At 37.4% G+C, this 23,762-nt stretch carries 24 protein-coding genes and 1 pseudogene; 8 read left to right on the top strand and 17 right to left on the bottom strand.

The genetic code is table 11. The features are described from left to right. On the top strand, positions 1-1,068 hold the full coding sequence (locus ANA_RS15415; protein WP_015080970.1) for an ATP-binding protein: 1,068 nt from the start codon (positions 1-3) through the stop codon (positions 1,066-1,068). A gap of 106 nt (positions 1,069-1,174) precedes the next feature. Here the strand turns inward: ANA_RS15415 and ANA_RS15410 are convergent, their stop codons facing one another. From ANA_RS15410 to ANA_RS27125, 9 genes are all read right to left on the bottom strand, one after another. Further along, the gene (locus ANA_RS15410; RefSeq protein WP_015080969.1) at positions 1,175-2,029 is read right to left on the bottom strand and encodes an EndoU domain-containing protein; all 855 of its coding nucleotides are present in this window, start codon (positions 2,027-2,029) and stop codon (positions 1,175-1,177) included. Between the two features lie 104 nt (positions 2,030-2,133). After that, positions 2,134-3,186 (bottom strand): J domain-containing protein, encoded by a 1,053-nt coding sequence (locus tag ANA_RS15405; protein ID WP_015080968.1) that lies wholly within the window; start codon positions 3,184-3,186, stop codon positions 2,134-2,136. Positions 3,187-3,248: 62 nt separating this feature from the next. Continuing rightward, on the bottom strand, positions 3,249-4,322 hold the full coding sequence (locus ANA_RS23650; RefSeq protein WP_015080967.1) for a pentapeptide repeat-containing protein: 1,074 nt from the start codon (positions 4,320-4,322) through the stop codon (positions 3,249-3,251). A 108-nt stretch (positions 4,323-4,430) separates the two neighbouring features. After that, positions 4,431-4,823 carry a hypothetical protein gene (locus ANA_RS15395; protein ID WP_015080966.1) on the bottom strand — a complete coding sequence of 131 codons (393 nt, stop codon included), beginning with the start codon at positions 4,821-4,823 and terminating at the stop codon, positions 4,431-4,433. A 144-nt stretch (positions 4,824-4,967) separates the two neighbouring features. After that, on the bottom strand, positions 4,968-5,807 hold the full coding sequence (hpnK, locus tag ANA_RS15390; RefSeq protein WP_015080965.1) for a hopanoid biosynthesis-associated protein HpnK: 840 nt from the start codon (positions 5,805-5,807) through the stop codon (positions 4,968-4,970). Between the two features lie 150 nt (positions 5,808-5,957). Continuing rightward, the gene (gene hpnJ / locus ANA_RS15385; RefSeq protein WP_015080964.1) at positions 5,958-7,391 is read right to left on the bottom strand and encodes a hopanoid biosynthesis associated radical SAM protein HpnJ; all 1,434 of its coding nucleotides are present in this window, start codon (positions 7,389-7,391) and stop codon (positions 5,958-5,960) included. 230 nt (positions 7,392-7,621) lie between these two features. Next, positions 7,622-8,452: a squalene/phytoene synthase family protein gene (locus ANA_RS15380; protein ID WP_015080963.1), complete on the bottom strand. Its 831-nt coding sequence runs from the start codon at positions 8,450-8,452 to the stop codon at positions 7,622-7,624. Positions 8,453-9,066: 614 nt separating this feature from the next. Beyond that, positions 9,067-10,443 (bottom strand): slr1306 family protein, encoded by a 1,377-nt coding sequence (locus ANA_RS15375; RefSeq protein ID WP_083881477.1) that lies wholly within the window; start codon positions 10,441-10,443, stop codon positions 9,067-9,069. A gap of 200 nt (positions 10,444-10,643) precedes the next feature. Then, on the bottom strand, positions 10,644-10,808 hold the full coding sequence (locus tag ANA_RS27125) for a hypothetical protein (RefSeq protein ID WP_168651906.1): 165 nt from the start codon (positions 10,806-10,808) through the stop codon (positions 10,644-10,646). A 64-nt stretch (positions 10,809-10,872) separates the two neighbouring features. Here ANA_RS27125 and ANA_RS15370 point away from each other — a divergent pair, with 64 nt between their 5' ends. From ANA_RS15370 to ANA_RS15340, 7 genes are all read left to right on the top strand, one after another. Beyond that, complete coding sequence (locus tag ANA_RS15370; RefSeq protein WP_015080961.1) at positions 10,873-12,048, top strand: RNA-guided endonuclease InsQ/TnpB family protein; 1,176 nt, start codon at positions 10,873-10,875, stop codon at positions 12,046-12,048. Between the two features lie 304 nt (positions 12,049-12,352). Next, positions 12,353-13,411: a PstS family phosphate ABC transporter substrate-binding protein gene (locus ANA_RS15365; protein ID WP_015080960.1), complete on the top strand. Its 1,059-nt coding sequence runs from the start codon at positions 12,353-12,355 to the stop codon at positions 13,409-13,411. A gap of 15 nt (positions 13,412-13,426) precedes the next feature. Beyond that, positions 13,427-14,443: an ArsJ-associated glyceraldehyde-3-phosphate dehydrogenase gene (locus tag ANA_RS15360; protein WP_015080959.1), complete on the top strand. Its 1,017-nt coding sequence runs from the start codon at positions 13,427-13,429 to the stop codon at positions 14,441-14,443. Positions 14,444-14,554: 111 nt separating this feature from the next. Continuing rightward, positions 14,555-15,817 (top strand): organoarsenical effux MFS transporter ArsJ, encoded by a 1,263-nt coding sequence (gene arsJ / locus ANA_RS15355; RefSeq protein ID WP_015080958.1) that lies wholly within the window; start codon positions 14,555-14,557, stop codon positions 15,815-15,817. A gap of 225 nt (positions 15,818-16,042) precedes the next feature. Continuing rightward, on the top strand, positions 16,043-17,119 hold the full coding sequence (gene arsB, locus ANA_RS15350; RefSeq protein WP_015080957.1) for an ACR3 family arsenite efflux transporter: 1,077 nt from the start codon (positions 16,043-16,045) through the stop codon (positions 17,117-17,119). Positions 17,120-17,158: 39 nt separating this feature from the next. Continuing rightward, positions 17,159-17,947, top strand: a complete 789-nt coding sequence (locus ANA_RS15345) for a Nif3-like dinuclear metal center hexameric protein (RefSeq protein ID WP_015080956.1) — start codon at positions 17,159-17,161, stop codon at positions 17,945-17,947. 539 nt (positions 17,948-18,486) lie between these two features. Further along, positions 18,487-18,798: a DUF6679 family protein gene (locus ANA_RS15340; protein ID WP_015080955.1), complete on the top strand. Its 312-nt coding sequence runs from the start codon at positions 18,487-18,489 to the stop codon at positions 18,796-18,798. A 17-nt stretch (positions 18,799-18,815) separates the two neighbouring features. Here the strand turns inward: ANA_RS15340 and ANA_RS15335 are convergent. The 8 genes and pseudogenes from ANA_RS15335 to ANA_RS15300 form a co-directional block, all read right to left on the bottom strand. After that, positions 18,816-20,180 (bottom strand): annotated as a pseudogene (locus tag ANA_RS15335) (MBL fold metallo-hydrolase RNA specificity domain-containing protein); the annotation flags it as partial. After that, entirely contained in the window at positions 20,176-20,406 is a 231-nt protein-coding gene (locus tag ANA_RS26870; protein WP_051155197.1) for a PIN domain-containing protein, read from the bottom strand. The gene ANA_RS26870 and the pseudogene ANA_RS15335, both read right to left, overlap by 5 nt. A gap of 17 nt (positions 20,407-20,423) precedes the next feature. Then, the gene (locus ANA_RS27765; protein ID WP_235081860.1) at positions 20,424-20,678 is read right to left on the bottom strand and encodes a hypothetical protein; all 255 of its coding nucleotides are present in this window, start codon (positions 20,676-20,678) and stop codon (positions 20,424-20,426) included. Continuing rightward, positions 20,671-21,252, bottom strand: coding sequence for a hypothetical protein (locus tag ANA_RS15320; protein WP_041458476.1), 582 nt, complete (start codon positions 21,250-21,252; stop codon positions 20,671-20,673). Before ANA_RS15320 ends, ANA_RS27765 begins: the two co-directional genes overlap by 8 nt. A gap of 208 nt (positions 21,253-21,460) precedes the next feature. Next, positions 21,461-22,057: an urease accessory protein UreG gene (ureG, locus tag ANA_RS15315; protein WP_015080952.1), complete on the bottom strand. Its 597-nt coding sequence runs from the start codon at positions 22,055-22,057 to the stop codon at positions 21,461-21,463. 5 nt (positions 22,058-22,062) lie between these two features. Next, the gene (locus tag ANA_RS15310; protein ID WP_015080951.1) at positions 22,063-22,749 is read right to left on the bottom strand and encodes an urease accessory protein UreF; all 687 of its coding nucleotides are present in this window, start codon (positions 22,747-22,749) and stop codon (positions 22,063-22,065) included. Continuing rightward, positions 22,727-23,167, bottom strand: a complete 441-nt coding sequence (ureE, locus tag ANA_RS15305; protein ID WP_015080950.1) for an urease accessory protein UreE — start codon at positions 23,165-23,167, stop codon at positions 22,727-22,729. The genes ANA_RS15310 and ureE overlap by 23 nt, the downstream gene beginning before the upstream one ends. A 114-nt stretch (positions 23,168-23,281) precedes the next feature. Further along, positions 23,282-23,509, bottom strand: coding sequence for a hypothetical protein (locus ANA_RS15300; protein WP_015080949.1), 228 nt, complete (start codon positions 23,507-23,509; stop codon positions 23,282-23,284). Between the last annotated feature and the right edge of the window lie 253 nt (positions 23,510-23,762).

Raw genomic sequence — 23,762 nt, 5'->3', positions numbered from 1 at the left:
ATGAATAGTTTATCTTTCTCTGCTTCAGCAAAGAGTGAAAATTTTGTTGGTCGTGATTTTGTCTTCACTGCTATTAATAATTTTCTCCACCGTTACCCCAAGGGTTATTTCACCATTGTCGGTGTTCCCGGTAGCGGTAAAAGTGCCATTCTTGCCCAATTTGTGCGCCAAAATCCCCATACTATTTATTACAATGCCCAAATTGCTGGTAAAAATCGAGTTGAGGCATTTTTTCCAGAGGTTTGTACACAGTTAAATTTATTGTTAGAGAATTTATCTAGCACCCCTCCCCAACCTTCCCCGCAAACGATGACGGAGATAGGATTTATCAATGCACATGAGGGAAGTTGGTTATTTTCTACTTTATTGCAACAAGTCAGCGAGAATTTACCAGATCAGAAAATAATTATTGTGATTGATGGTTTGGATGGAATTGATATAAATAGTCAAGCTGTAGGCACGAATTTATTTTATCTACCGCGATATTTACCGGATCAAATTTATTTTATTTTCGCTCGTCGTCCCTATCAAAAATCCCATAGTGGCTTGTTAATTGAAGCACCTTCACAGATTTTAGATTTAGCAGATTATCCGGTGGAAAATCGGGAGGATATTAAAGCATATATTCGGAAGAAACGAACCGCAGAGACGCAGAGTTCGCAGAGAAATATAATTGAATTAATTAATGAAAATGAAGATAATTTTATGTATGTGCAGGAAGTTTTAAAAGCTATGGCTGATGGTTTTTATTCTGTCAATAATTTTGAGCAAATTCCCCCAGATTTAGAAAGTTATTATCAGCAACATTGGCAAAAGATGCAAGGTGATGGTTTATCTGATGTTGCGATGGATATTTTGCGGGTTTTAACTGCTGAAGAAACTCAACCAATGTCAACGGTAGCTATTAGTAAAATTATCAAGGCTGATGTTTTTGATGTGGCGGAAATTATGGAAACTTGGTTAGAATTTCTGCAAGAAATACACACAAATAAGGAAACTAAATATCAATTATATCATCACAGTTTCCGGTTATATCTTCATGATTACAGCACTTTGCGTAACATTTAAATACAATAATTAAAGGAATAATTTGCAAAATCAAGATGAAACCTGTCTCACTCGCGCAAAGTGCTGTATATCATTTTAGTTTTCCTGGTTTATTAATTGAAAGTTACTAAACCTGACATTCTGGATTTTTTTGATAATCAGGAGTAGCATCAGGATAAAAGGTACGAATACCACCTTTTTTAGCAACAAAAACATTAACAAATGTTTTGTTGTCATCAGTTACAGTCAGCAAACAAGCTTTAGATGTAGGTTCTGAATTGGGGTTATTTTTGTATGCTTTCGCTGCAATTGTTAAAATCTCTTCTGCATTGAGGGTGTAACCATATCCTTTTAGTGGATCATTCACAGTGCTTCCACCAACTTTCATTCTCACACCAAAGGAATAAACAGCACCTGGTTTAACTTCAGATGTACTCACAGACTTGGGTAAAATTCCAGCAATACGTTTATTTTGTAAATCCAAATAACGTCCAGCAAAATGTAAACCACCAATTTTATTTTTTTCTGGTTCACCACAAAAAACATGATCAAATCCTTTAGCATTAAACCAAAGATTAGTTAGATCTTCCAGAAATTCTTGATTAGAAGTTCTTTTGGGAAAAATATAACCCCCAAGATTATTTTTAATATTGCTGAAAACATCGGGAAAACTGTTAAACATGGTTTTAAAACTAGCGGGTTTAACTACTGTTCCCACTTCTCGACACAGTTGATTAACTGCTATATCAAACTTATTCAACACAGGAGGGGGAGGAGTTAAATCTTGTACACCACCAAATTTAACCTTGACAGGATTCTTTGTATTGTCAAAGAAAGGTAAAAATTCCTCTGCACTCACTAAACTGGGACTAAATAGAGTGGTGATGAAAAATAGTTCCGCTGCTAAAATTAAGCACCGAAATTCATGCAAATTTTTACAAATTTGAACATTGATGGTTTTAGACAAGAGGTTTAACATCATTGAAATCTCACTAGTATTTGAGTATTATTGTGAATACTTACACATTACTAATATGAAACTATATAGTAGTGTCAATTATTCTTAATAAATCTTAAAATTATTTGCTAATTAAAATCCATCATCCCCCCAAATTCTTCCATCATTCTTTCCAGTAGTTCTTCCATCATATCCTCTTTCATAGAACGGAGACTTTCTGGTCCTGCGAGAAATTCTTTAATAGTGATCTTTTTATCTTTAAAGTCTTGAACAAAATCACGAATTTCCACAACTATCTTAGTTTGAGCTTGCATGGTTTCCAGCATCAATTCAATACAATCAACACCTTGTTTAGCTGCTTTTTTGTAATCCGCAACCATTGATCCTTCCGGGGTATTTTTTGCTAACCGGAGTTCCTGTTTCAACTTCTCATATTGATTTTTGAGAATTTGATTGTGTTGTTCTATATTTCTACATCTGCGACTTAAATCATCTTCGCTATTATTATCAATTGTTTCTCCGACTTCATATTTACGTTCAATTTCCAAAAGTCGCGCTAAATCTCCATCTTGGTAAGCTTTATTAATTTCCTTCATTATTTCCGTGTGAGTCATTTGGGTTTCATTATCTTTAACCTTATCAGGGTGAAAAATTTCCGCTAACCGCAAAAATGTCTGTCGGATTTTTCTAGATTCATCTGTTCTCGCTACTGTGGGAGATTCTGAATCTTGTTCTGCTTCCCAAAATTGACGACGACGTTGATGATTTTCTTGAGAATCATTATCTTCAAATAGTTCATCTAATTCTTCATCATCATCATCTTCTTCTTCAATAGGTTTATAACTAATAATTCCTCCCATTTGTAAACTTCTGTACAATGATTGGATATTTTTCTGGGTTTGTTTACCCATTTTTTTCGTAGTTAAAATTTCGGCAAACAAAGCATGAATTTCTGCATCTAATTCGGCCATTGTTTTCATATTCGGACTAACTCGATGAAATACCTCTGTCGCTAACGAACGCATTTTTTCGACAAAGTTATTTAATTCTGTCCGCTTTTTCTTAATTTGCTTTAATAGAGATTGGTGTTCTTTCTCTAAACCCGCTAACTGGAGATGTAAGTCAGAAAGAGCTAGGGGAATTACTGTTGTGGAGGATACTGTTTTTGTTTTGCGTACCATAGCAGATGCAATTAAGTTTAGGTTTAATAAAAGAAATACATTTATTATTTTATTATTTTAAGTTAATTTTGACAATAATCAGGGTTCTCAGGTGGTAAATTTAGTTTTATCCTTAGTTCTCGATCATAACAGGCTTTTTCCCAATTTTTTGCAGATTTGACTTGTTCAGCAGTTAGATTTTTAGCTCCAATAAACTTAGCACAAATATATTTTTTAGAACTTGTAGCTTGATCAAAAACAAAAACATCACCGCACATTATAGCATCTTTGAGATTTGTTTTTTCTAAATCTGCTCCTTGAAATTCTGCATCTCTAAGTTCTGCTTCTCCCAAATTAGCTTCAGAAAGATAAGCATTTTGGAACTTAGCTTGTTTAAGATCTGCTTTTTGTAAATTAGCATCAATAAGATTCGTTTCTTGAAAATCTATTTCAGATAAATAAGCAGTATAAAAATTACTTTTATAAAGATTTGCTTTCCTTAAATTACTACATTCTTTTTCACGTTTACATTCTAATATTGAACCTTTAAAACTTGCATTAGCTAGTTGAGCATTTTGCAAATTAATACCACTTAAATCAAATCCATCAAGTTTTAAATCTCGTAACATTTCACCATTTTTATTCAAATGTTCTAAACCAATAATTATACTAACACCTGTAGCTTTTTGCTCAATAGCAGAATTAACCATTAACCAAACTTGTAAAGTTTGAAAATTTGCTTGTTTTTCTCGTTGTGGTGCTTCCCAGTAATATTTAAATACTGCAAAAATTAAACTAATTATAACTCCTTTTTCTAAAGCTGTAATCAGGATTTTTTTAAATAAAACTGCTTTAGGAAATTTTGAACCCCACTCTACCCATTCTTTGAGAATCCACCATTTTGGTGGATATTGGGGAATGAATTTATGATTACAAATATATGTTTCATATAAACGGCGGTAAGTTTCGGTAGATAACCCAACTTTTTCTGCTTCTTTTTCTAACAATGCAAAGTGATATTCACGAGTTAAAGGATCAGAAATTTCTGTAATAATCAAAAATTTTTCTCGCAATTCTTTAACTTCTGCTATTTCTTGCAAATGTAAATGTTTGTCCACTTGAGAACTATTCTGTTGTTTAGATTTATCTGTACTCATTGCTCAAATATATCCTCGTGATTTTTTAAGACTATGCCAAAATTTTAAATGCTAAGAAAGACGTTTTATAAAACGTCTCTACATTATTTTTCACTAGATATCTATTGATTATGGAAAAAGTCTTCGACATCCTTTACAAATTTCTATTTCTCTCTGGGTATTAGCATTACGACAAATATTATCACACTGCCTTTTTAAAGCAGCAAATACTATAGTTGAAGCCGTTGAACTTGAGGGTGCAGTCAAAGTAGCTAACATTAAAGTTGGACTACTTGTTTGTTGTTTGTCAGGAGTAGTAACTTCAAAATCAAATTTGTGATTACCAATACTGTTTGCTGTTGTGTGAAATTCATCATCTATTTCTTCACCGCTTAGTAATTGCGATAAAAGTCGAATAGATTCTTCACCTCGTAAGATGGATTGTGTTAACTCTTTTGCTAACTCTTTATCCTCATCACTTAAATTATCCCATGTAGAGGGGAGTAAAATTTTGTCTGCCATAAGTAGAAATGTAACTGGAATAAATCAGATATACCATAACTAGTATATATCTCTTGTATTATAATAATAATTTTTTTTAAGTAAAATAACATAGGGCAAACAAATGTACTCTTGTTTTTTCAGGTTTTGATTAATACCTTATTATCAATGAGTCATTTTCAGATAATTACTCAACTCAAACCCTTTCAAAGTCAACATTTCTCGCACTTGCTGACTCAACAAAGCCGCTAATTCTACCTCACCACCGTTATTTATCTCGGTATTCACTAAATCAGGATGAGAATAAATTTCTACTAATTCCGCTTCTATTTGTGGTATCAAACCGAGTAAATATTCTTCGCTCATGTCACCAGTTTGTAACAATCCATAAACCCTGTCAGCAAATTTAATTTGATTCGCTTTTAATAAACCTTCTCCATAACGACGTAATTGTCCAAAAACAATAGACCAAATTATTTTAGTGAATAAATTACGGTTATCAATTTTGATGTTTTTGCTTAATTCTTCTGAAGGTAGACGAATAAATTTAATCTTAAATTCCGCGGCAAATTCTGTTAAAATATTCAAAATTACAGGATGTACATGAAGATGTAAATGTCCATCAACATGAGCAAGATTTAAACCAGAATCCCGAAATTTTTCTAATTGAGCAGATATTTCTAACCGCAATTCTGCACGGGTAGCTTGATTAAATTGATAACTTAATCCTGCTTGGGTGGGATTACTGGAAAAGTTACCTTGAGAGTCTACTAAATGGGGAATTTGCGAAGGTGGTAAAACTGATTTACCACAAACTAAAACTAGATGTAACCCAACTGCTAACTGAGGATGATCTTTTGCCAGTGCGATCGCTTCTTGTGCAGCATCACCAGTTACCATTAAACTAGTGCTAGTTAAAATCCCTTCCGCATGGGCTTTAATAATCGCTGAATTTACACCCTGGGAAAACCCGAAATCATCAGCATTAATAATTAAATAAGACATTGGTAAAAAGTGATTGAAATCAAAAAATGTCAGAATCAGGATACCCAGGATTAAAGGATTAACAGGATTAATTAAAAAATACTCAGCAGATAATTCAATTAAATTAAATCCTGAACATCCTTAAATCCTGTAAATCCTGATTCTGACGATTTACCTAGCTAAAGCTTGAGTCCGACGGTCATTCAAATAACCAAAGAACTCCTTACCTTCCCGCAAACGACGCACTAACATTTGTCTATCAGCCAGCATTTCCCGCACAATGGGAATAATCGCTTTGGGACGGAAGTAAAATTTGCGATACATTTTTTCAACCGAATCTTCAATTTCCGCACTAGAAAGACTTGGATATTGCAAAGTTGAAGTTTGAATACCAGAAGTTGCTACTAAAGACTCATTCGCAAACCAACCCTTTTCTCTGGACTGTTCATACAATTCTGTACCAGGATAAGGTGCAGCAATAGAAACTTGAATTGTATGGGGACTTAATTCACAAGCAAAACGAATTGTTTCTTCTACAGTTTCTTTCGTTTCTATCGGCAAACCGATAATAAAAGTTCCATGGACAGTAATACCAAGTTTGTGGCAATTCTTCATGAATTCTCGCGCCACTTCTAGCTTAATACCTTTTTTGATATTATTGAGAACTTCTTGATTACCAGATTCAAAACCTACTAATAACAAGCGTAATCCGTTATCCCGTAAAGTTTTGAGAGTATCATAATCTAAATTAGCACGGGCATTGCAACTCCAAGTTAAATTGAGTCGCTTCATGTGTTTACTAATAGCGATCGCTCGATGTTTGTCAATGGTAAAAGTATCATCATCAAACATATACTCCCGCACCTTGTCCCCAAAGAGAACCTTGGCTTCTTCCATTTCTCTACCTACGGCATCGGGGCTTTTATGACGGTATAAATGTCCGCCAATAGTTTGCGGCCACAAACAAAAAGTACATTTTGCTGGACAACCACGCCCAGTATAAAAAGAAATGTAAGGATGTTGCAAATAGCCAATGAAATATTTACTAATATCTAAATCACGGGCATAAACTGGCAACACACTGGGCATAGCATCCCAGTCATGAATTAAAGGACGTTCTTCCGTTTGGTGGATATTTCCCAACTTATCCCGGTAACTCAAACCCTTGATTTCATCCCAAGGTTTCCCTTCTGCCAATTCTTTACAGGTATAATCGAATTCATTGCGGCAGACAAAATCAATAACCGGATTTTCCCGTAAAGTTGCCTCTGGTAAAACCGCAACGTGCGCCCCTACAAAGCCAATTTGCACATTGGGATTTTGCGCTTTGATCGTTTCTGCACACTTCACATCATTAGCCAAAGAAGGCGTGCTGGTGTGCATAATCACCAATTCGTAATCCTTGGCAATTTTCAGCACATCATCCACTGTCTGCCCATGAGGAGGTGCATCAACTAACCTACTGCCAGGAACTAAAGCCGCAGGTTGTGCTAACCAAGTCGGATACCAAAAAGAAGTAATTTCTCGTTTTGCTTGATACCGCGCCCCCGCACCACCATCAAAACCATCAAAAGAAGGTGGACTCAAAAATAAAGTAGTTTTCATGAATATTTTTCTTGTCAGTTGTTAGTTGTTAGTTGTTAGTTGTTAGTTGTCAACTTAAGCCAACCAGGGAATGAATTCCCTGTCTAAAAGCTAAACTCGGTTAAAACCGACTACTTTGACATAAATAGGATAGTTTTTGATCTTGAGTTAACCAGAGTGCGTTTTAACGCACTTTAGCTTTTAGACCGGAACTTAAGTTCCGGGCGGATTTGTTCCCCATACCCTATTTCCTAACTAGCTTTAGCGTTCACACCCATGAGGTTTTCAATCAGGGAAACAACATCACTACGGCTGAGTTTTTCCTTACCACTAGCTAAAGCATCTAGAGTACCATGAGCTAAAGCCAGAGGAATTTGGCAAAATTGCAAAGCCGGTCCATTTGGCAAAGAGTTCGTATAGGCATCTGCTAAGATGAGATTGCGACGGGCATATTTTTGGAGATGATCATTATCCCAACCTGCTGGGTAAAAATTGACTCCACGAGTTAAATCCTCACCATTGTTTCGCAGAATATTTACTGCTTGCAAACCCCTACCAAATCCTATGGCTTGAGTGCGGTTGCTTTGAGTTCCATCATACCAATTCCATAAATCTGAGAGCAACAAGCCCACAGCACCAGCTACCCCAAAGGTATAACGGTCTAAATCCGCCTCTGTTTCTATTTGCCAATTTCTATCTGCCCAATAAGCCATTCTATCAGCCATTGCGGCTGTTGCATCCCAAATTCGCGGGGCAATGCTTTCAGGTGCTAATATTGACCATTCTCTAATGCGTAAACTGACTTCTTGTAAAGAATTTTCGCAACCTTTAAATCCTACAGAGAAGGCATCCAGCGGAAAACCATCTATTCCCGCTTGCAATGTGAGGCTAATATTCTGCAATAGGCGTTTTTTAGTCCCATTATCCAAATTTGGATCATCTTCAATTTGGTCAAGGGCGCGCATACACAAGTATGCTGATGCCACTGCTTCTTGTAATCCTGATGGTAAAATACTAATTGGGATATAAAAAGTTCTACTAGTGTCTTTAAGGATTTGCAACGCATCTCCACGTAAATCCATTTTGTTCACTCCTCTCTTGATTTGCACACCACACCTAATTTCGGACTTTTCAATAATACTAGATTTAGTCTTGATTAAACCTTAAAAACCATAGACACTCTAGAATTTAATCTAGGAATACATAGTTTATAGTGTCGCATTTAACACAACTTTCCAGCTTATCAAAGCTTAGTACAGTATATAAGGTTTTGGTAACAATAACCTTGTCTACAAGGATAGAGATAAGAACAGCAAAGTTCTTAGGCTGAAGTATTGCAGAAGTGCCAGTAGAGTCACTTATTTTACCAGGATGTGGATTTTATTGTTTAGTATATGATTTTATGATTTAAGCTGTATTGTTCTATAGTTTTTTATTTGTCTGAATCAGGATACTCAGGATTAAAGGATTTACAGGATGTTATTGGATGATTTTTGGTGGGAAGTTGGTGATTTTATTTGTCTTATTAAACTCTCATATTTTCAATTTGAAAATTGATTATTAAATATTAAATGAATATTTAAAATATGACATTTAAAACCAACATCCTGCAAATCCTAAAATCCTGGATATCCTGATTCTGACAATTGAGAGATTCATATCCCCGACTGCTTAAAGAAGTCGGGGATATGGAAGATTAAGCCACAACTTCCACTGGTTTGGCTTCCGGTAACAACCGCTTCACACCTTGCTTGACAAAAGCTTCCAAAACAGCCATTTTTTGATTTTGCTGGAATACAGTTTGCAAAACTTGACGCAGTTTGTCGAGATTTAAAGCACTTCCCGATTCTAAAGCAATTTCTTGCTGTTCAAAATATGCCACTAAACTTAATCCCGCTACTCTTGTCAGGTAAGCAGCACTAACTCCCTCTACCATTCCTCCAGCGACAAAGGTAGCAACATTAGTTTTCAGAATACCCGTTACAGCCCTAGTTGAAAGTTCCACTAAACCTAATTTCAACATCAAACTTCCCATAGTTCCCGCTACTTGTTGCGCTTGTTCCCAGGAAATTTTCTGCTGATAAATATTACCCAAATCTATCACCATTTGAGCAGTAATCGCCGCAGTTGCGAGAATATCTAAAGCTGGTACGGGATTAGCAAAAGCTGCCGCCGCTGCAATCCATTGATATTGTTCTATAAAAGGTGTGGCTTGATCTCTTCTCACACCATTTAAACAATTTTTGGCTTCGGCTTTGAGTAATAATACCTTGCGATTTGTGGTATTACAAACTAGCTGTTCTCCTTGCTGTCCCACAACCGCTGCTAATTGTTGTGTTAATTGCTGGATATCTGGCGTTGGTTGTTCCATCCATTCTTGGCAAGAACCATCTTCTTCATGTTTCCGCACTTTCACAGGTACGGGAGAAGCCGCAGTCGCAACTACATTTGCACCAATGCGCTGTTTTAATGATTGAAAAACTGTAGCGCGTTCATCAGGTTGATATTGATCTTGTTTGTTGAAAACCAGCAAACTTGGTTGTTTTGTGGCTTTTAGCTGTTGTAAAACCTGAAATTCTGAATCTGTTAAATCACCGTTGGTCAGAAATAAGACAAAATCAGATTTCTGCATTTCCGATAAAGTGACAACATCAGAATTTTCACCAGCTACGGAAAATAAAGGCGCTGTTTCCGCAAAATGCAAAGACATTCCCGGAATAGTTGGGGCAGTTTTTAGAACTTCAATAACTGTACTTTTACCTACAGATTTACCACCAGTAACGGCCAGGTTAATTTCCTTTCTATCCAGTTCTAAGGGCAATTTAGCGAGATTTTCGCGGAGAATTGCTAGGTGAGGATGATTGACTGCTTCTTGTGCCAGTTGATTAATTATTACTTGGGTTTGAGCGATCGCTTTATCCACATCTGCCCGATTGACAACTATATCATTTAGCTGTTCACCTAATTGGGGCTGATTTTTATTGAACAACCACAAACCCCCACCGACAGCCAAAGCACTCAGGAGTCCGAATTCTCCCACTTGCACCATTGAATCATGCCAACTGTCTAACATCCACAGGGAGAACGATAGTCCTAGTCCTCCCACTAAAATCGGTCGCTGTAACTTCACAATTGTGATTCTCCACGCGAGGAAAAAGCTTTTACCTCACTTTAGCTTAACCGACAGAAGCCCCACGCTCACTATACCGGAGCGTGGGATGAATACAATACGCGCGAGTGAGGAATTGCCCAACGGGCGAAATTGAACGTAGTTCAATCAAGATCGTTGGTCAATGACGAATGAACATTTTCCGCTTTGAGAGAATCTATCCAATCTTCGACTAAGGACGTAATAGTTTTATCTTTGACTGCGGCGTAAGTTTGCAATACTCGCATCCTTCTTTCGCTGATTCTCAGACTTAATCTTTTATTTTTCATAAAGAGGTGGCAAATGGCTATCCTTTATGTTATGCTATAAACAGGTCGAAAGGAAACAAAAAACATGAGAACATCTTATCAATACCGTTTGCAACCAACGAAAGAACAAGCCGAAAAGATTGATAAAACATTAGATATGCTACGGTATCAGTACAATTATCAACTGGCTCAACGCTTCCATTGGTACGAACAAAACCGTTCTCCTATTGATAGATGTTCCATTTTCGTTTGTCATTTACCAGAACTCAAGGATAAACCGAATTATTACAGCCAAAAAGCATCATTAACCAAACTTAAAAAAGACCGTCCTTGGTACACAACAATTCATTCTCAGGTGCTACAAGAAGTCCCCAAGAAGGTCGAGATAGCCTTTGACCGATGGTTAAAAGGTGATGTGAATGGTAAAAAATCAGGCAAGCCTAGATTCAAAGGTGCGGGTCAATACAAAACTTTTACCTACCCCCAATTCAAGCAGCATCACTTTACTAATAACAGAATTACGTTATCAAAAATAGGTGATATTAGAGTAATTGTTCATCGTCAAATTCCAGATGGATTTGAGATTAAAACTGTATCTGTCACTAAAAAAGCAGACGGGTATTATATCACTCTAAGCCTTGATGATAAAAGAGTTCCAACGGTTAAACCTGATTTTAATGCTAATAATATTGTTGGTATTGATGTAGGATTAATTGATTTTATTGTTGCTTCTGATAATACCAGAATTGCAGCCCCTAAGTTTTTACGCAAGGCTGAACGCAAATTAAAAGCTGCACAGCGCCGCGTCTCTCGTAGGAAGAAAGGTTCTAATCGTCGTAAAAAAGCGATAAAAAAACTGGGTATTCAACATAAGAAAGTATCAGATACCCGCAAAGATTTCCACTTTAAAACTGCAAACGATTTACTCAAAAAGTATGATGTAGTAGCTGTTGAAAAGTTCAATATAAAAGGACTCGCTAAAACAAGATTGGCAAAAAGTATTAACGATGCTGGTTGGGGACAATTTATTTCAATACTAACAGTCAAAGCCGAAAATGCTGGACTCCAAGTAATCGCTGTAAATCCCAATGGTACAAGTCAAGAATGTTCTAGTTGTGGTCAAAAAGTTAAAAAGCCGCTATCCCAAAGAATACACAATTGCCCTAACTGTAAGGTCAGTTTGTGCCGGGATCTAAATGCGGCTGTAAATATCAAGAACCGTGGGGCGCACGGTCTTAAAGCTCGGTCAATGTCTTCATAGAAGAGTCGCCGAGAAGCCCACACTCACCTGTTCGCGCAAGCGTGCCGCAAGGCATAAGGGAGTGTGTGGAGTACGTCACTCCAAAACCTGCTACTCGGATTGAGGTTGGTGAACAAACGTCTTTTGATTTTGAAGACTCGCAAGCGGCTAAAAGCATTCTTTTTGCTATGTATAAACAATACATCAATTTTTCTTAATTAATTGTTGTATCTAGTGATAAAGTCAATGTTAACATATTAACTTTTCTTGAAATGACAGGTAGATAGGATAAATAGTCTGCTCACTAATTATACAGGTGAAATCAGTGAATAAAACAGCAAGCCAATTAGTCTTAACTTTCGGAATACTAGCATTGACAAGCAGTTTTACAAATACGCTTGGTCTTGCCCAAAATATTCAAAAACCAAATGAAGCGACAAAAGTTACTAACTCTGCCACTGACGCACTTATCAAAGTAGATGGTTCTAGTACCGTATATCCCATTACCCAGTCCATAGCTAAAGCATACCAAGCCAACCTAAAAAATAATAGTCAAATACAAGTAAATATTTCCGGTACTAGCGGTGGGTTTGAAAAATTTTGTACTCGTAAAATAGATATCAGTAATGCTTCTCGACCAATTAACCAGTCAGAAATGGCAGCTTGCAAGAAAAATGGCGTAAGTTACATGGAATTACCCATAGCTTTTGATGCCGTAACCATTGCTATTAACCCCCAAAACACTTGGGCAAAAGACATTACAGTAGCCGAATTGAAAAAAATCTGGGAACCTGCGGCTGAAGGAAAAATTACAAAATGGAATCAAGTCCGAGATTCTTGGCCAGACCGCCCAATTAAATTATATGGTCCTGGTGGTAAGTCTGGAACTTATGATTATTTTACCGAAGCAATTGTCGGTAAAGCCAAAGCCAGTCGCAAAGATTACACAGCCAGTGAAAATGATGAAGTTTTAGTTACTGGTGTTAATAAAGATCCTAATGCTTTGGGTTACTTTGGTTATGCCTACTACCAAGAAAACAAAGATAAGTTAAAAGTTTTAGCAGTTAATAGTGGTAAAGGTGCCGTTTTACCATCACCAGAAACAGTAGAAAAAGCCAAATATCAACCACTTTCTCGACCTCTATTCATATATGTCAATCTTCGGTCTAGTAAAAACAAAACTTTGGTGTATAACCTTGCGGATTTCTACATTAAAAATGCGGCAAAAATAGTCAGTTCTGTTGGCTATGTTCCCTTATCAGAGGAAGCTTACAAACTTAATTCTATCCACTTGTATAAAGGCAAAGCCGGAACAGTATTTGGTGGTAAATCGGAGTTTAACCTAAGTCTTGGGCAATTGTTACGCAAACAAAAGCAATTTTAGTAATTAATAAAAATCATGACAATTAGAGTAGGAATCAATGGATTTGGGCGCATGGGCAGGTTATCCGTTCGTGCTGCTTGGGATTACCCAGAAATAGAATTTGTCCACATTAATGAAACCAAAGGTGGAACAGAAGCCGCAGCACATTTACTCAAATTTGATTCTGTACATGGGCGTTGGACACCAGAAGTAGAAGCGGTCGAAAACCAAGTTGTTATTGATGGTAAATCTCTCAGTTTTACTGAATATTCTCAACCGGGTGAAGTTCCTTGGGAAGATTTTGGGGTTGATATAGTTTTGGAATGTTCTGGTAAGTTTAGAACCCCCGCTACCCTTGACCCCTATTTTAAAAGAGGCGTGCAGAAGGTAATTGTTGCCGCACCTGTTAAACAAGAGGCTTTAAACATTGTCATGGGGGTAAATGATCACCTCTATGAACCTGATAAACATCATTTATTAACAGCAGCTTCTTGTACTACTAATTGTTTAGCCCCAGTCGTAAAAGTAATTCATGAAGGTTTAGGAATTAAACATGGAGTAATTACCACAATTCACGACAATACTAATACTCAAACTATTGTAGATGCACCTCATAAAGATTTGCGTCGGGCTAGGGCTACAAGTATGTCATTAATTCCTACTAGCACAGGTTCAGCTACAGCTATTGGTTTAATTTATCCAGAATTAAATGGTAAATTAAATGGTTTAGCAGTGCGTGTACCTTTGTTAAATGCTTCTCTCACAGATTGTGTATTTGAAGTTGAACGTTCGACCACAATAGCCGAAGTTAATGATTTATTGAAAACTGCATCTGCACAAGAACCATTAATAGGAATTTTGGGTTATGAAGAACGTCCTTTAGTTTCTATTGATTATAAAGATGATCCTCATTCTGCAATTATTGATGCCCTTTCGACAATGGTTATCAACGAAACTCAGGTGAAAATATTGGCTTGGTATGACAATGAATGGGGTTATGTTAACCGCATGACTGAATTAGCACGAAAGGTGGCGTTAAGTTTGCAGAAATAATGGTTTTCTAGGGGTGGGTTTTCAGTCCTACCCCATAAGGATTTTTGCACGCAGAGGCGCAGAGACGGAGAGAGAATTTTAGTTTGTATTTACGATTTTGAACTTTTAATCATGGCTTCTACTACTGCTTCTAATTCTAATTTCAAGAATTATATTCTGGTGACACTGGCATACTGGGGCTTCACTTTGACTGATGGGGCTTTGCGAATGTTGGTTTTGCTCTATTTTAATAAAATTGGTTATACACCTATTCAAATTGCCTCTCTGTTCCTGTTTTACGAGGTATTTGGAATTGTTACAAACTTTCTCGGCGGTTGGATTGGTTCCCAGTTTGGGTTAAAAGTAACTCTTTATACTGGGATTGGATTACAGGTGTTTTCTTTAATTATGCTGTCTTTTCTGAATCCAGGGTGGGCGCAGTGGCTTTCAGTCCTTTATGTGATGGTTGCACAGGCATTTTCGGGAATTGCTAAGGACTTAACGAAGATGAGTTCTAAAAGCGCCATTCGCTTGGTTGTGCCTCAAGATGCCCAATCTTCTTTGTTTAAGTGGGTGGCTGTACTCACAGGTTCTAAGAATGCTTTGAAGGGTGTTGGTTTCTTTCTTGGTAGCGCCCTTCTCAGTTCTGTGGGTTTTATTCATTCCCTATGGATTATGGCTGGGGGACTGGCTTTAATTATGTTTTCTGGGTTAATGCTGCCCAAAGCCATGGGTAAAATCAAGAAAAAGGTCAAATTTAGCCAACTTTTCTCTAAAAGCGCAGAAATAAATATTCTCTCGGCGGCGCGATTCTTTTTATTTGGATCTAGAGATGTATGGTTTGTTGTGGCTTTACCAGTGTTTTTACGTGGGACTTTGGGCTGGTCTTTTTATCAAGTGGGGGGATTTTTAGCTTGTTGGGTGATTGGTTATGGGATTATTCAATTTTTAGCACCAACACTCATGCAGCGATTTGGTTCTGGTCGTCCACCTCAATCTCAAACTATTCGATTCTGGACATTTACATTAACGGCTGTTCCCGGTGCGATCGCTCTAGCACTACAATTAGGTTTACCCGCTAATATCGTAATTATTGCTGGACTTCTCGTTTTTGGTGTCGTATTTGCTTTCAATTCCGCTGTCCATTCCTATTTGGTTTTAGCATTTACTGATGATGATAAAGTCGCTTTAAATGTGGGTTTTTACTATATGGCAAACTCCGGTGGTCGTCTTGTGGGTACAGTTTTATCCGGTTTGGTTTATCAAATATTTGGCTTAGTTGGTTGTCTGTGGACATCAATGTTTTTCGTATTCGCAGCAGGTTTAGTTTCTCTGAAGTTACCTAATCCTCAACCTAGTAAAGCTATAGCTTGGAAAGCTGGAGACGGAGAATAATATTTCCCAGTCTAAAGATATGCTATGCAAACAGGTATATCCTACTGTAGTGAGATGACCCCAAAATTTATTTGAGTTTAAATATGGTAGTGGGCAATTGGTGACAGTTTTTGCCTCTTGCCTAAATACTAATTTGTAATAAATACAGATTTTATAATGACAACAAGATCCCCGACTTCTTAGAGAAGTCGGGGATCTGAAACTAAATTTATAGAGGTTAATTAAGTGGAATATGTAACTAAACAACCAACTATAAAACGCCTTTCTTTTCTGGATCGCTTTTTGACATTGTGGATATTTCTGGCAATGGCAACTGGAGTGGGTTTAGGCTATTTTTTCCCCACAATAGAAGTTTTTATCAATCATTTCCAAATAGGAACAACCAACATTCCCATTGCTATTGGTTTAATTTTGATGATGTACCCACCCTTAGCAAAGGTAAAATATGAAGAATTAGGAGATGTATTTCGTAATAAAAAAATTCTCGGACTATCATTATCGCTAACTTGGATAATTGCCCCAATTGTAATGTTTACACTTGCTATTCTTTTTTTACGCGATAAACCTGAATATATGACTGGGTTAATCATGGTGGGAATAGCCCCTTGTATTGCTATGGTAATTGTCTGGAGTGACTTAGCTAAAGGAGATACTGAATATACAGCCGGACTGGTTGCTTTTAATAGTATTTTTCAAATTCTCTTTTACAGCGTTTATGCTTGGTTTTTTCTGGCGATTTTACCGCCTTTATTTGGCTTACAAGGAACTATTGTCAATATCAGTATTGGGGAAATTGCCAACAGCGTTTTTATCTATTTAGGTATTCCTTTTCTGGCTGGATTTATGACTCGCTTTATTTTAGTGAAAGCTAAAGGTAAGCAGTGGTATCATCAGCAGTTTATTCCCAAAATCAGTCCGATTACTTTAATTGCTCTTTTATTTACAATCATGGTAATGTTTAGTTTAAAGGGCAATTTGATTGTGCAGATTCCTCTCGATGTTGTCCGCATTGCCATTCCCCTCATTATCTATTTCCTATTCATGTTTTTGAGTAGTTTTTACCTAGCATGGAAAATTAAAGCTGACTATGCCAAAGCTGCTAGTGTGGCATTTACCGCTGCTGGTAATAATTTTGAATTAGCAATAGCTGTAGCTATTTCTGTATTTGGGATTAAATCTGGTGTGGCTTTTGCTGCTGTGATTGGACCATTGGTAGAAGTGCCAGTCTTAATTAGTTTAGTCAGTGTATCTTTCTGGATCAAGAAACATTTTTTTCGCGCATCTCCACCAATAGGATTATAATTAAATACGTTTGATCTACTATTGATTTATTTAAATTTAATGAAAGTTGCTGATTTAATTACCTGGTTTGAAGAATGGGCAAATCCCGCTTGGTGCGAAAGTTGGGATAATTGCGGTTGGCAGGTTGAACCCGGTGTTTTGTCTACAGAAGCGCGGGTTTTAGTGTGTTTAACTCCGACTTTAGCCGTAATGCAGGAAGCGATCGCTCTCCATGCTAACCTAATATTTGCCCATCATCCCCTCATTTTTTACCCTCCCAAATCTTTCCGCACTGGGGAAGCCTTAACAGAAATGGTGCGGTTAGCTTTTACCCATAATATTGGAATTTATACCGCCCATACTAATTTTGACCAAGTGGCAGATGGAACTGCTGACGTTTTAGCGCAACTTCTGGAACTTCAAGAAGTATCACCTATTGTTCCTACCCAAGCAGGTTTAGGTTATGGGCGTGTAGGAATACTAAAACCTACTTTGACATTACAAGAGGTAATTAATAATATTCAAACTCAATTAAATCCGCCCCATTTAATTTTCTCCCCAATGGCTGATTTACAACAGCAAATTTCACGGGTAGCTGTTTTAGGTGGTTCTGGTGCAGGTTATATTTCAGCCGTAGTTAAAACTAATGCCCAAGTTTACTTAACGTCTGACTGTAAATTTCATCAATTTCAAGAAAGCCGTGATCGTGGTATTGTATTAATTGATGCTGGACATTATGCCACAGAACGCCCAGCGTGCGATCGCTTAGTCCAGAAATTTCAAGCCCTTAACTTAGATTGGGTCAAATTGAGCCAGCAAGATGAAGATTTCCGCCAGTTTTTACCCTAGTTAGATCAACTTAAACTATCCAAACCAAGTAATACTTACATCTTGCTTCCGTAACGCCCTGGGGATTTTATTCAAAAATTTATACAAAAAAATTATTCACGGTTAAGAAATTAGAAACAATGTTATCATTATAATACAGATTTTAACCCTGGCGAAAATCTTTTGGAGATCAGCCACTGGTTTGTCTGTACTTGGCTAGATAGTCTAGTTAAAAGGTAAAAAGCTATGTTATGTTCAGACGATTTTATTGCTAAAGCAGTCCTGCCAGGGATAAGTAACTTTCCCTGTGGAAACGCCAAATCAAAGAAAAATGTCTGTAGATGTTAACAGTTGCTATAGCTGTTCAACTAATGCGGTAAACTAAAGCTTAAGACCCAAAATTTCATCTAACACTAATGACTAAAAATAAGTGGTAAAATTGAGTCACTGAACTTACCGGGTTCTCACCGCGAAATTCACCTCCTAGAGGCTGATATTATGGGGATGAAACCCGAATTTGACAGGTTTAACTACGTTGTATAAAAAGGCAGAAGCACTACATGCTACACCGCAAGATTTATCAACTGTGTTGCGACGGGCGGGAGGTATGTGTTTTTTTGCGGGATCAGCAACGCTGGATAGAGCGGGCCCGCATCATTGATATCGAAGGCGATTTAGTGACTTTACGCTATGAAACAGACGAAGAAGATGAAGTTTGTTCTTGGGAGGAAATGGTTCGTCTCGAAAGTATCGGATCTGTTACTCAAAAATTAGCTTCAGTGCAACGCGGTAACATAGATCCGCTGACAACTGAAGACTGTCCAGAAGCAGAGCGTATTCCTAACCCTTATACTGACCTAAATCCAGATTAAACGCTCCTAAATTAAATTCACGTCAAGCGTTCAAAAGCAGGACAGTATCCGTCCAGGGTAACTTTGAAATTATATAAGGGGGCAGCGGGGTTCCAACACCGTTGCCCTCTTTGGTGTCGGCAGCTACCACAGCAGGCAATATCACCAGAATTAGGGCGAAGGTTATTCGGGTTTAAGAGTTCTCGCGGAGATAACCCCCGTAATACCAAGTCTTCACCCTGCCAACGCGCTTCTATTAAACCCGTATCAGCAAATTGTCGCCACCGGGGATCTGCTGTCACCGTATCGGGAAGAGTGATGGTAATAACAGTTCCCAACTCCGTCACCTCCCCCTCATAATTAATTTCTGGGGCAGCAGGTTGTAAAAATGTTTCCCCAATCGGTAATTCTACTAGAGTCCCTGGGGCTGGTGAATGGACATGATAGCGATTTTGTAACTCTTCTAAACAAGTTAAGTCAGCCAGATAACTTGGAGAACCATGCACAAAAATCACGTGTTGCGGGCGTAAATTATGAATTAGCTGGGTTGTTCCTGGTCCATCACTATGTTGCGCTAACAGATAACTTTCAAATTTTGTCGGTGCTAAATATTCTGGATTAACTGGAATATCAATTTTTTCAGGTAAAAGAATTAACCAATTGCCTGTGTTTGGTTGACAATATTTACGTAAATCTGAGGAAGAATCTGTAAGAACAATACAAGGTGATGTCCCTAAAGTTGCTAGATTTTCTGGCTTTAATCTTCTTACACGGGGTTTTACTCGTTCATCCCAAAATAAAGGTTGGTGACGGGCGAAATTTTGAACTGCGGCGGGAAGATGTGGTAAAAGTTCTAAATAGGCATCACAACCAGCAGCTACAGCACCATCAACCCAAATGTCTACATCTCTACCTGTAAAGTGGTGATGGGAACGTAACAGCATGAGTAATTCTTGACCTAAACCTAAAGCCGGAGTTGGTAAAATTACTGAATAACTCTCATCTGTTCTACCGGCACTAATGGCGCGATGAATCCTTTCTGCTAGTTGATTTTCTTGATTGCGGCGATGGGTATGGCGAGATGTCCCATAACTACCTTCAATTAATAGCACGTCTAAATTTAAACCCCGGAGTTCATCTAGTCGCAACCCTTCGACTAAACGGGAGTTGGATAGGAAAAAATCACCTGTGTAAAGTAATTTATAATCACGGTTGGGGGTGTGGTAAGTGAGGAGAATCGCCACAGCACCGGGTAAATGACCTGCGGGAAATAATTCTACTATGAGATCTTCTCTGATTTCTATGGGCGATCGCAATGGTAATGCCTGACAAAATGAGAGAATTCCTGGTAGTTCTTCATCTGGCCAATTTAGCGGTAATAACTTCGTTGTCACCTCACTAGACTTTTAGTATAGTTCTAATCTCGGCTATTGCTTGCCAAGCAATTTCAACTCCTCCGTTTTGTTTACCAACATTGAAGATTTTATTAAGGGTTATTGGTGTTACATAACCCTCTATTTTTTTAGATTCGATTAAATTACAAATTTCTACGGAAACTTGTACAAATGGATCTCTATCTAGCAAAATATCTAGAATAATATCATCGTCTAATAAAACTCTTCTAATCACTGGTGCTGCTCTAACTCCTAATTTCCATGTTTAGCAACTTCTGTATCTTTAGAATAAAGTTGTTGATTTTTTTGTTCCCCAGGTTTAAATAGTCCACGCATTCGTTTTACGTGTGGTAAATTTTTCGAGATTTCTTCTTTTACTTCTTCAACTTCAGGAAGTAAATGTGCAACTCCCAGTAGCTTACCTAGACGAGATGTTTTCAAAAAAGCCTGTCTTTGAGCATGAGTCATTATCTCTTTTGATCCTGCCATTATTTCATTACTATTCATATAACTTTGGGTTTCCCCATCTGGTTTCATGTCGTTGACAAAATTCTGCTGCTGCGGTTCGTGAAAATCTGAACACATATAAGTCTTCTCCACTAGGAGTGCTACCTAAAAAACCAAGATATTCCATCTGTACCTTATCCCTATAGTATGCCACAGCTTCATCCAAAGCTTCCAGCGAAACGAATGATTCTACTGATGTTACTGGACAAAACTCGAAAGCAACCTTTATTGCATACCAAATTAACCATTTACCAATAGGTTCAATTAACCTTGAAGTAACATCTCCACGATTGGTAGGGTGTGCTTCTATATTGTTTATTTCCATAAATATGGGAGGAGCGGGTTCAGGATAAAAATATGGATAAAGACTATATTTAACCAATCCCCAAACTTTACCCTTATAAACAAGCTTAACTATATTTTGGCAGTGAAAACTGGTATTATTCCATATATTCAACCAGTCACAAGTCCAGTCAGTGGGTAGATCATTAATACTTGCTGGAGAAATAAAAGCAATTTCTTCAGTGTTAGATTCAATTAAAACTTTTACCTGATAACTTCCGATAGTAGTCAATTTGTTTTTATTACCTGTTGAAAATTTGAGTATCATAAATTATACATTAAGATAGACAATTATTCAAACATGGTTTGTAAGATAACTTGTGATTACTATATATTAGTTACATCGTATCATTATAATATCAATCACAAGCTAACATCCTGAAAATCCTTTAATCCTGTAAATCCTGATAGCGAAGCGTGGCGTTAGCCATTTCTGACAATTAACAAATAGCTGCATTCACAAACTGAATCACATCTCCTAAACCAGTTTGAGTTTTCAGATTTGTAAAAATAAAAGGCTTATCACCGCGCATTTTTTTTGCGTCTCTTTCCATGACATTCAAATCAGCACCCACATAGGGAGCAAGATCAGTTTTATTAATCACTAATAAATCGGATTTAGTAATACCCGGTCCACCTTTACGGGGAATTTTATCACCAGCAGCCACATCAATGACATAAATGGTTAAATCTACTAATTCAGGACTAAAAGTAGCAGCTAAATTATCTCCACCACTCTCTAAAAAGACTAAATCTAAATTGGTAAATTTTTCTTCTAATTGTTCAATTGCGGCTAAATTCATAGAAGCATCTTCACGGATAGCAGTATGGGGACAACCACCTGTTTCTACACCCAAAATGCGATCGCTTGACAAAGCCTGAGAACGGACTAAAAACTGAGCATCTTCTTGAGTATATATATCATTTGTCACCACAGCTAACTGATATTTTTCCCGTAAACCCTTACATAAAGCATCTACCAAAGCCGTTTTCCCCGAACCTACAGGACCCGCAACGCCTACTCTTAAAGCCGTCATGATTCTTAGCTCCTAAACAATCTAGTATATTGGATTTCGTGCTGCATACTCGCTAAAGACAAACCCCAATTACAACATCCTAAATCATCATCTTCCATTGTCAAAATCTCCCCCACAGTAGTAATTAATAAAGGTTGTAAACCCAGTAATAACTCCTGTCCCGCAGTTTGTCCCAGCGGAATAAGTTTGATACCAGCGGTAATTAAATTATTAGCCCAACTGTGTAAATAAGCTAATAAAGCAGCTTGAATATTTATATCCCAATGAGCGCAAGCTATAGCAAATGCGATCGCATAATTAGCAGGATAACCCACAGCATTCACCACAGGCAAAATTTCCGGTTCTAACTTCCCTAATAATTGCATTAGAGAACGTCCCATTTGCCAACTAGCAGCCCGTAATTCTTCCGTATCTCTCGCAGCAGATAACCATAAATTCCACCGCTTTAAAGCCGACCTATCACCTGATTTAACAGCATGAAAACCCCTCATCATTATCGCCGCATCTAGGCGAATTGAGCCATAAATTAATTCAGATTTTAGCCAATCTTTGAGATTTTCTATATTCGTAATAGTACCATTTTCTATTAACATCTCCAACCCTTCCGAATAGCCATAAGCACCAACGGGTAAAGCTGGACTTGCTAATTGTAAAATTGTCAAAAAATGGCTATGCGTGAGAGTGATTTCCATAAGCCCCTAATTCTGGTTGAAAAGGTAAGATTTCTTCTTTAATTTCTAACCCTAATTGGATTAACATAGCAGCTAAAACTGCATCTGGAGATAAGCGTAAATAAGTCGAAGTTATTTCTACAGGAACATGACGATTTCCTAAATGATATGCAGCCCTTAATAATAAAGGAATTTCTGCTAATACAGTTAAAACAGGTTCAGGTTTAGCAATAATTCTCATATAAATACTTTCGGTTTCATTTGTGAGAATATCGCTATCATGTAATACTGTACCTCTAGCTAACCGCAAAAAAACCTCCTGACCATCTGCTAATATAAATTTATGACGGCTACGAGTTCGTTCTTCCGCAGTTAGTGAAAGAGTGATATTCACTATAGCATCAGCATTAGGTGGTTGACGTTGGGTAAAAGTCAGCATAATTCCCGAAATTAACTTTAATTTGTGAATATTGCAAGAGTTATATCCCCGACTTCTCTAAGAAGTCGGGGATATAATTGTTCATAACTGATTTAGGATAGCTATAGGCGTAAATTATGTCATCACTTCAAAAGAATGAACTTCTAGAATAGAACCAATCATCGCTGCTGTCATTAAATCTTCTCGAACTTTTCCGGTTATTTTGGCTTTTTGTCCTGATTTAAGTAAGTTTTTATCAGCACTTTTTGAGATTTCGTATGTAACACCATCTTCTGTCACAAAAGCCCAAGCACCAAGCCCAATATTCCGACGTTCAATAGTACCTGTAGCTGTAATAGTCATTTGTCAGTTGTTAGTTGTTAGTAGGGGCGAAGCATTTGGAAGATAAATTATCGGTCATTGCCAAAAATAGTTCTGCAAATGCTTCGCCCGTACAGTTGTTAGTTGTTAGTAGGGGCGAAGCATTTGGAAGATAAATTATCGGTCATTGCCAAAAATAGTTCTGCAAATGCTTCGCCCGTACAGTTGTTAGTTGTTAGTAGGGGCGAAGCATTTGGAAGATAAATTATCGGTCATTGCCAAAAATAGTTCTCCA

This window comes from Anabaena sp. 90, assembly GCF_000312705.1.
In the GTDB taxonomy this organism is placed as follows: domain Bacteria; phylum Cyanobacteriota; class Cyanobacteriia; order Cyanobacteriales; family Nostocaceae; genus Dolichospermum; species Dolichospermum lemmermannii.
The sequence above is the reverse complement of the archived record's forward strand: the minus strand, read 5'-3'. Positions and strand labels throughout refer to the sequence as shown.

Excerpts from the sequence above, each read along its gene's own strand:
- ANA_RS27125 (WP_168651906.1), bottom strand. The coding sequence starts at position 10,808 with ATGAAAAATAAAAGATTAAGTCTGAGAATCAGCGAAAGAAGGATGCGA.
- ANA_RS15415 (WP_015080970.1), top strand. The coding sequence starts at position 1 with ATGAATAGTTTATCTTTCTCTGCTTCAGCAAAGAGTGAAAATTTTGTT.
- ANA_RS15310 (WP_015080951.1), bottom strand. The coding sequence starts at position 22,749 with ATGGAAATCACTCTCACGCATAGCCATTTTTTGACAATTTTACAATTA.
- ANA_RS15300 (WP_015080949.1), bottom strand. The coding sequence starts at position 23,509 with ATGACTATTACAGCTACAGGTACTATTGAACGTCGGAATATTGGGCTT.
- ANA_RS15345 (WP_015080956.1), top strand. The coding sequence starts at position 17,159 with ATGAAAGTTGCTGATTTAATTACCTGGTTTGAAGAATGGGCAAATCCC.
- ANA_RS15340 (WP_015080955.1), top strand. The coding sequence starts at position 18,487 with ATGCTACACCGCAAGATTTATCAACTGTGTTGCGACGGGCGGGAGGTA.
- arsJ (WP_015080958.1), top strand. The coding sequence starts at position 14,555 with ATGGCTTCTACTACTGCTTCTAATTCTAATTTCAAGAATTATATTCTG.
- ANA_RS15410 (WP_015080969.1), bottom strand. The coding sequence starts at position 2,029 with ATGATGTTAAACCTCTTGTCTAAAACCATCAATGTTCAAATTTGTAAA.
- ANA_RS15360 (WP_015080959.1), top strand. The coding sequence starts at position 13,427 with ATGACAATTAGAGTAGGAATCAATGGATTTGGGCGCATGGGCAGGTTA.
- hpnK (WP_015080965.1), bottom strand. The coding sequence starts at position 5,807 with ATGTCTTATTTAATTATTAATGCTGATGATTTCGGGTTTTCCCAGGGT.
- ureG (WP_015080952.1), bottom strand. The coding sequence starts at position 22,057 with ATGACGGCTTTAAGAGTAGGCGTTGCGGGTCCTGTAGGTTCGGGGAAA.
- ureE (WP_015080950.1), bottom strand. The coding sequence starts at position 23,167 with ATGCTGACTTTTACCCAACGTCAACCACCTAATGCTGATGCTATAGTG.
- ANA_RS15395 (WP_015080966.1), bottom strand. The coding sequence starts at position 4,823 with ATGGCAGACAAAATTTTACTCCCCTCTACATGGGATAATTTAAGTGAT.
- ANA_RS27765 (WP_235081860.1), bottom strand. The coding sequence starts at position 20,678 with ATGAATAGTAATGAAATAATGGCAGGATCAAAAGAGATAATGACTCAT.
- ANA_RS15375 (WP_083881477.1), bottom strand. The coding sequence starts at position 10,443 with ATGTTAGACAGTTGGCATGATTCAATGGTGCAAGTGGGAGAATTCGGA.
- ANA_RS23650 (WP_015080967.1), bottom strand. The coding sequence starts at position 4,322 with ATGAGTACAGATAAATCTAAACAACAGAATAGTTCTCAAGTGGACAAA.
- ANA_RS15405 (WP_015080968.1), bottom strand. The coding sequence starts at position 3,186 with ATGGTACGCAAAACAAAAACAGTATCCTCCACAACAGTAATTCCCCTA.
- ANA_RS15380 (WP_015080963.1), bottom strand. The coding sequence starts at position 8,452 with ATGGATTTACGTGGAGATGCGTTGCAAATCCTTAAAGACACTAGTAGA.
- hpnJ (WP_015080964.1), bottom strand. The coding sequence starts at position 7,391 with ATGAAAACTACTTTATTTTTGAGTCCACCTTCTTTTGATGGTTTTGAT.
- ANA_RS15370 (WP_015080961.1), top strand. The coding sequence starts at position 10,873 with ATGAGAACATCTTATCAATACCGTTTGCAACCAACGAAAGAACAAGCC.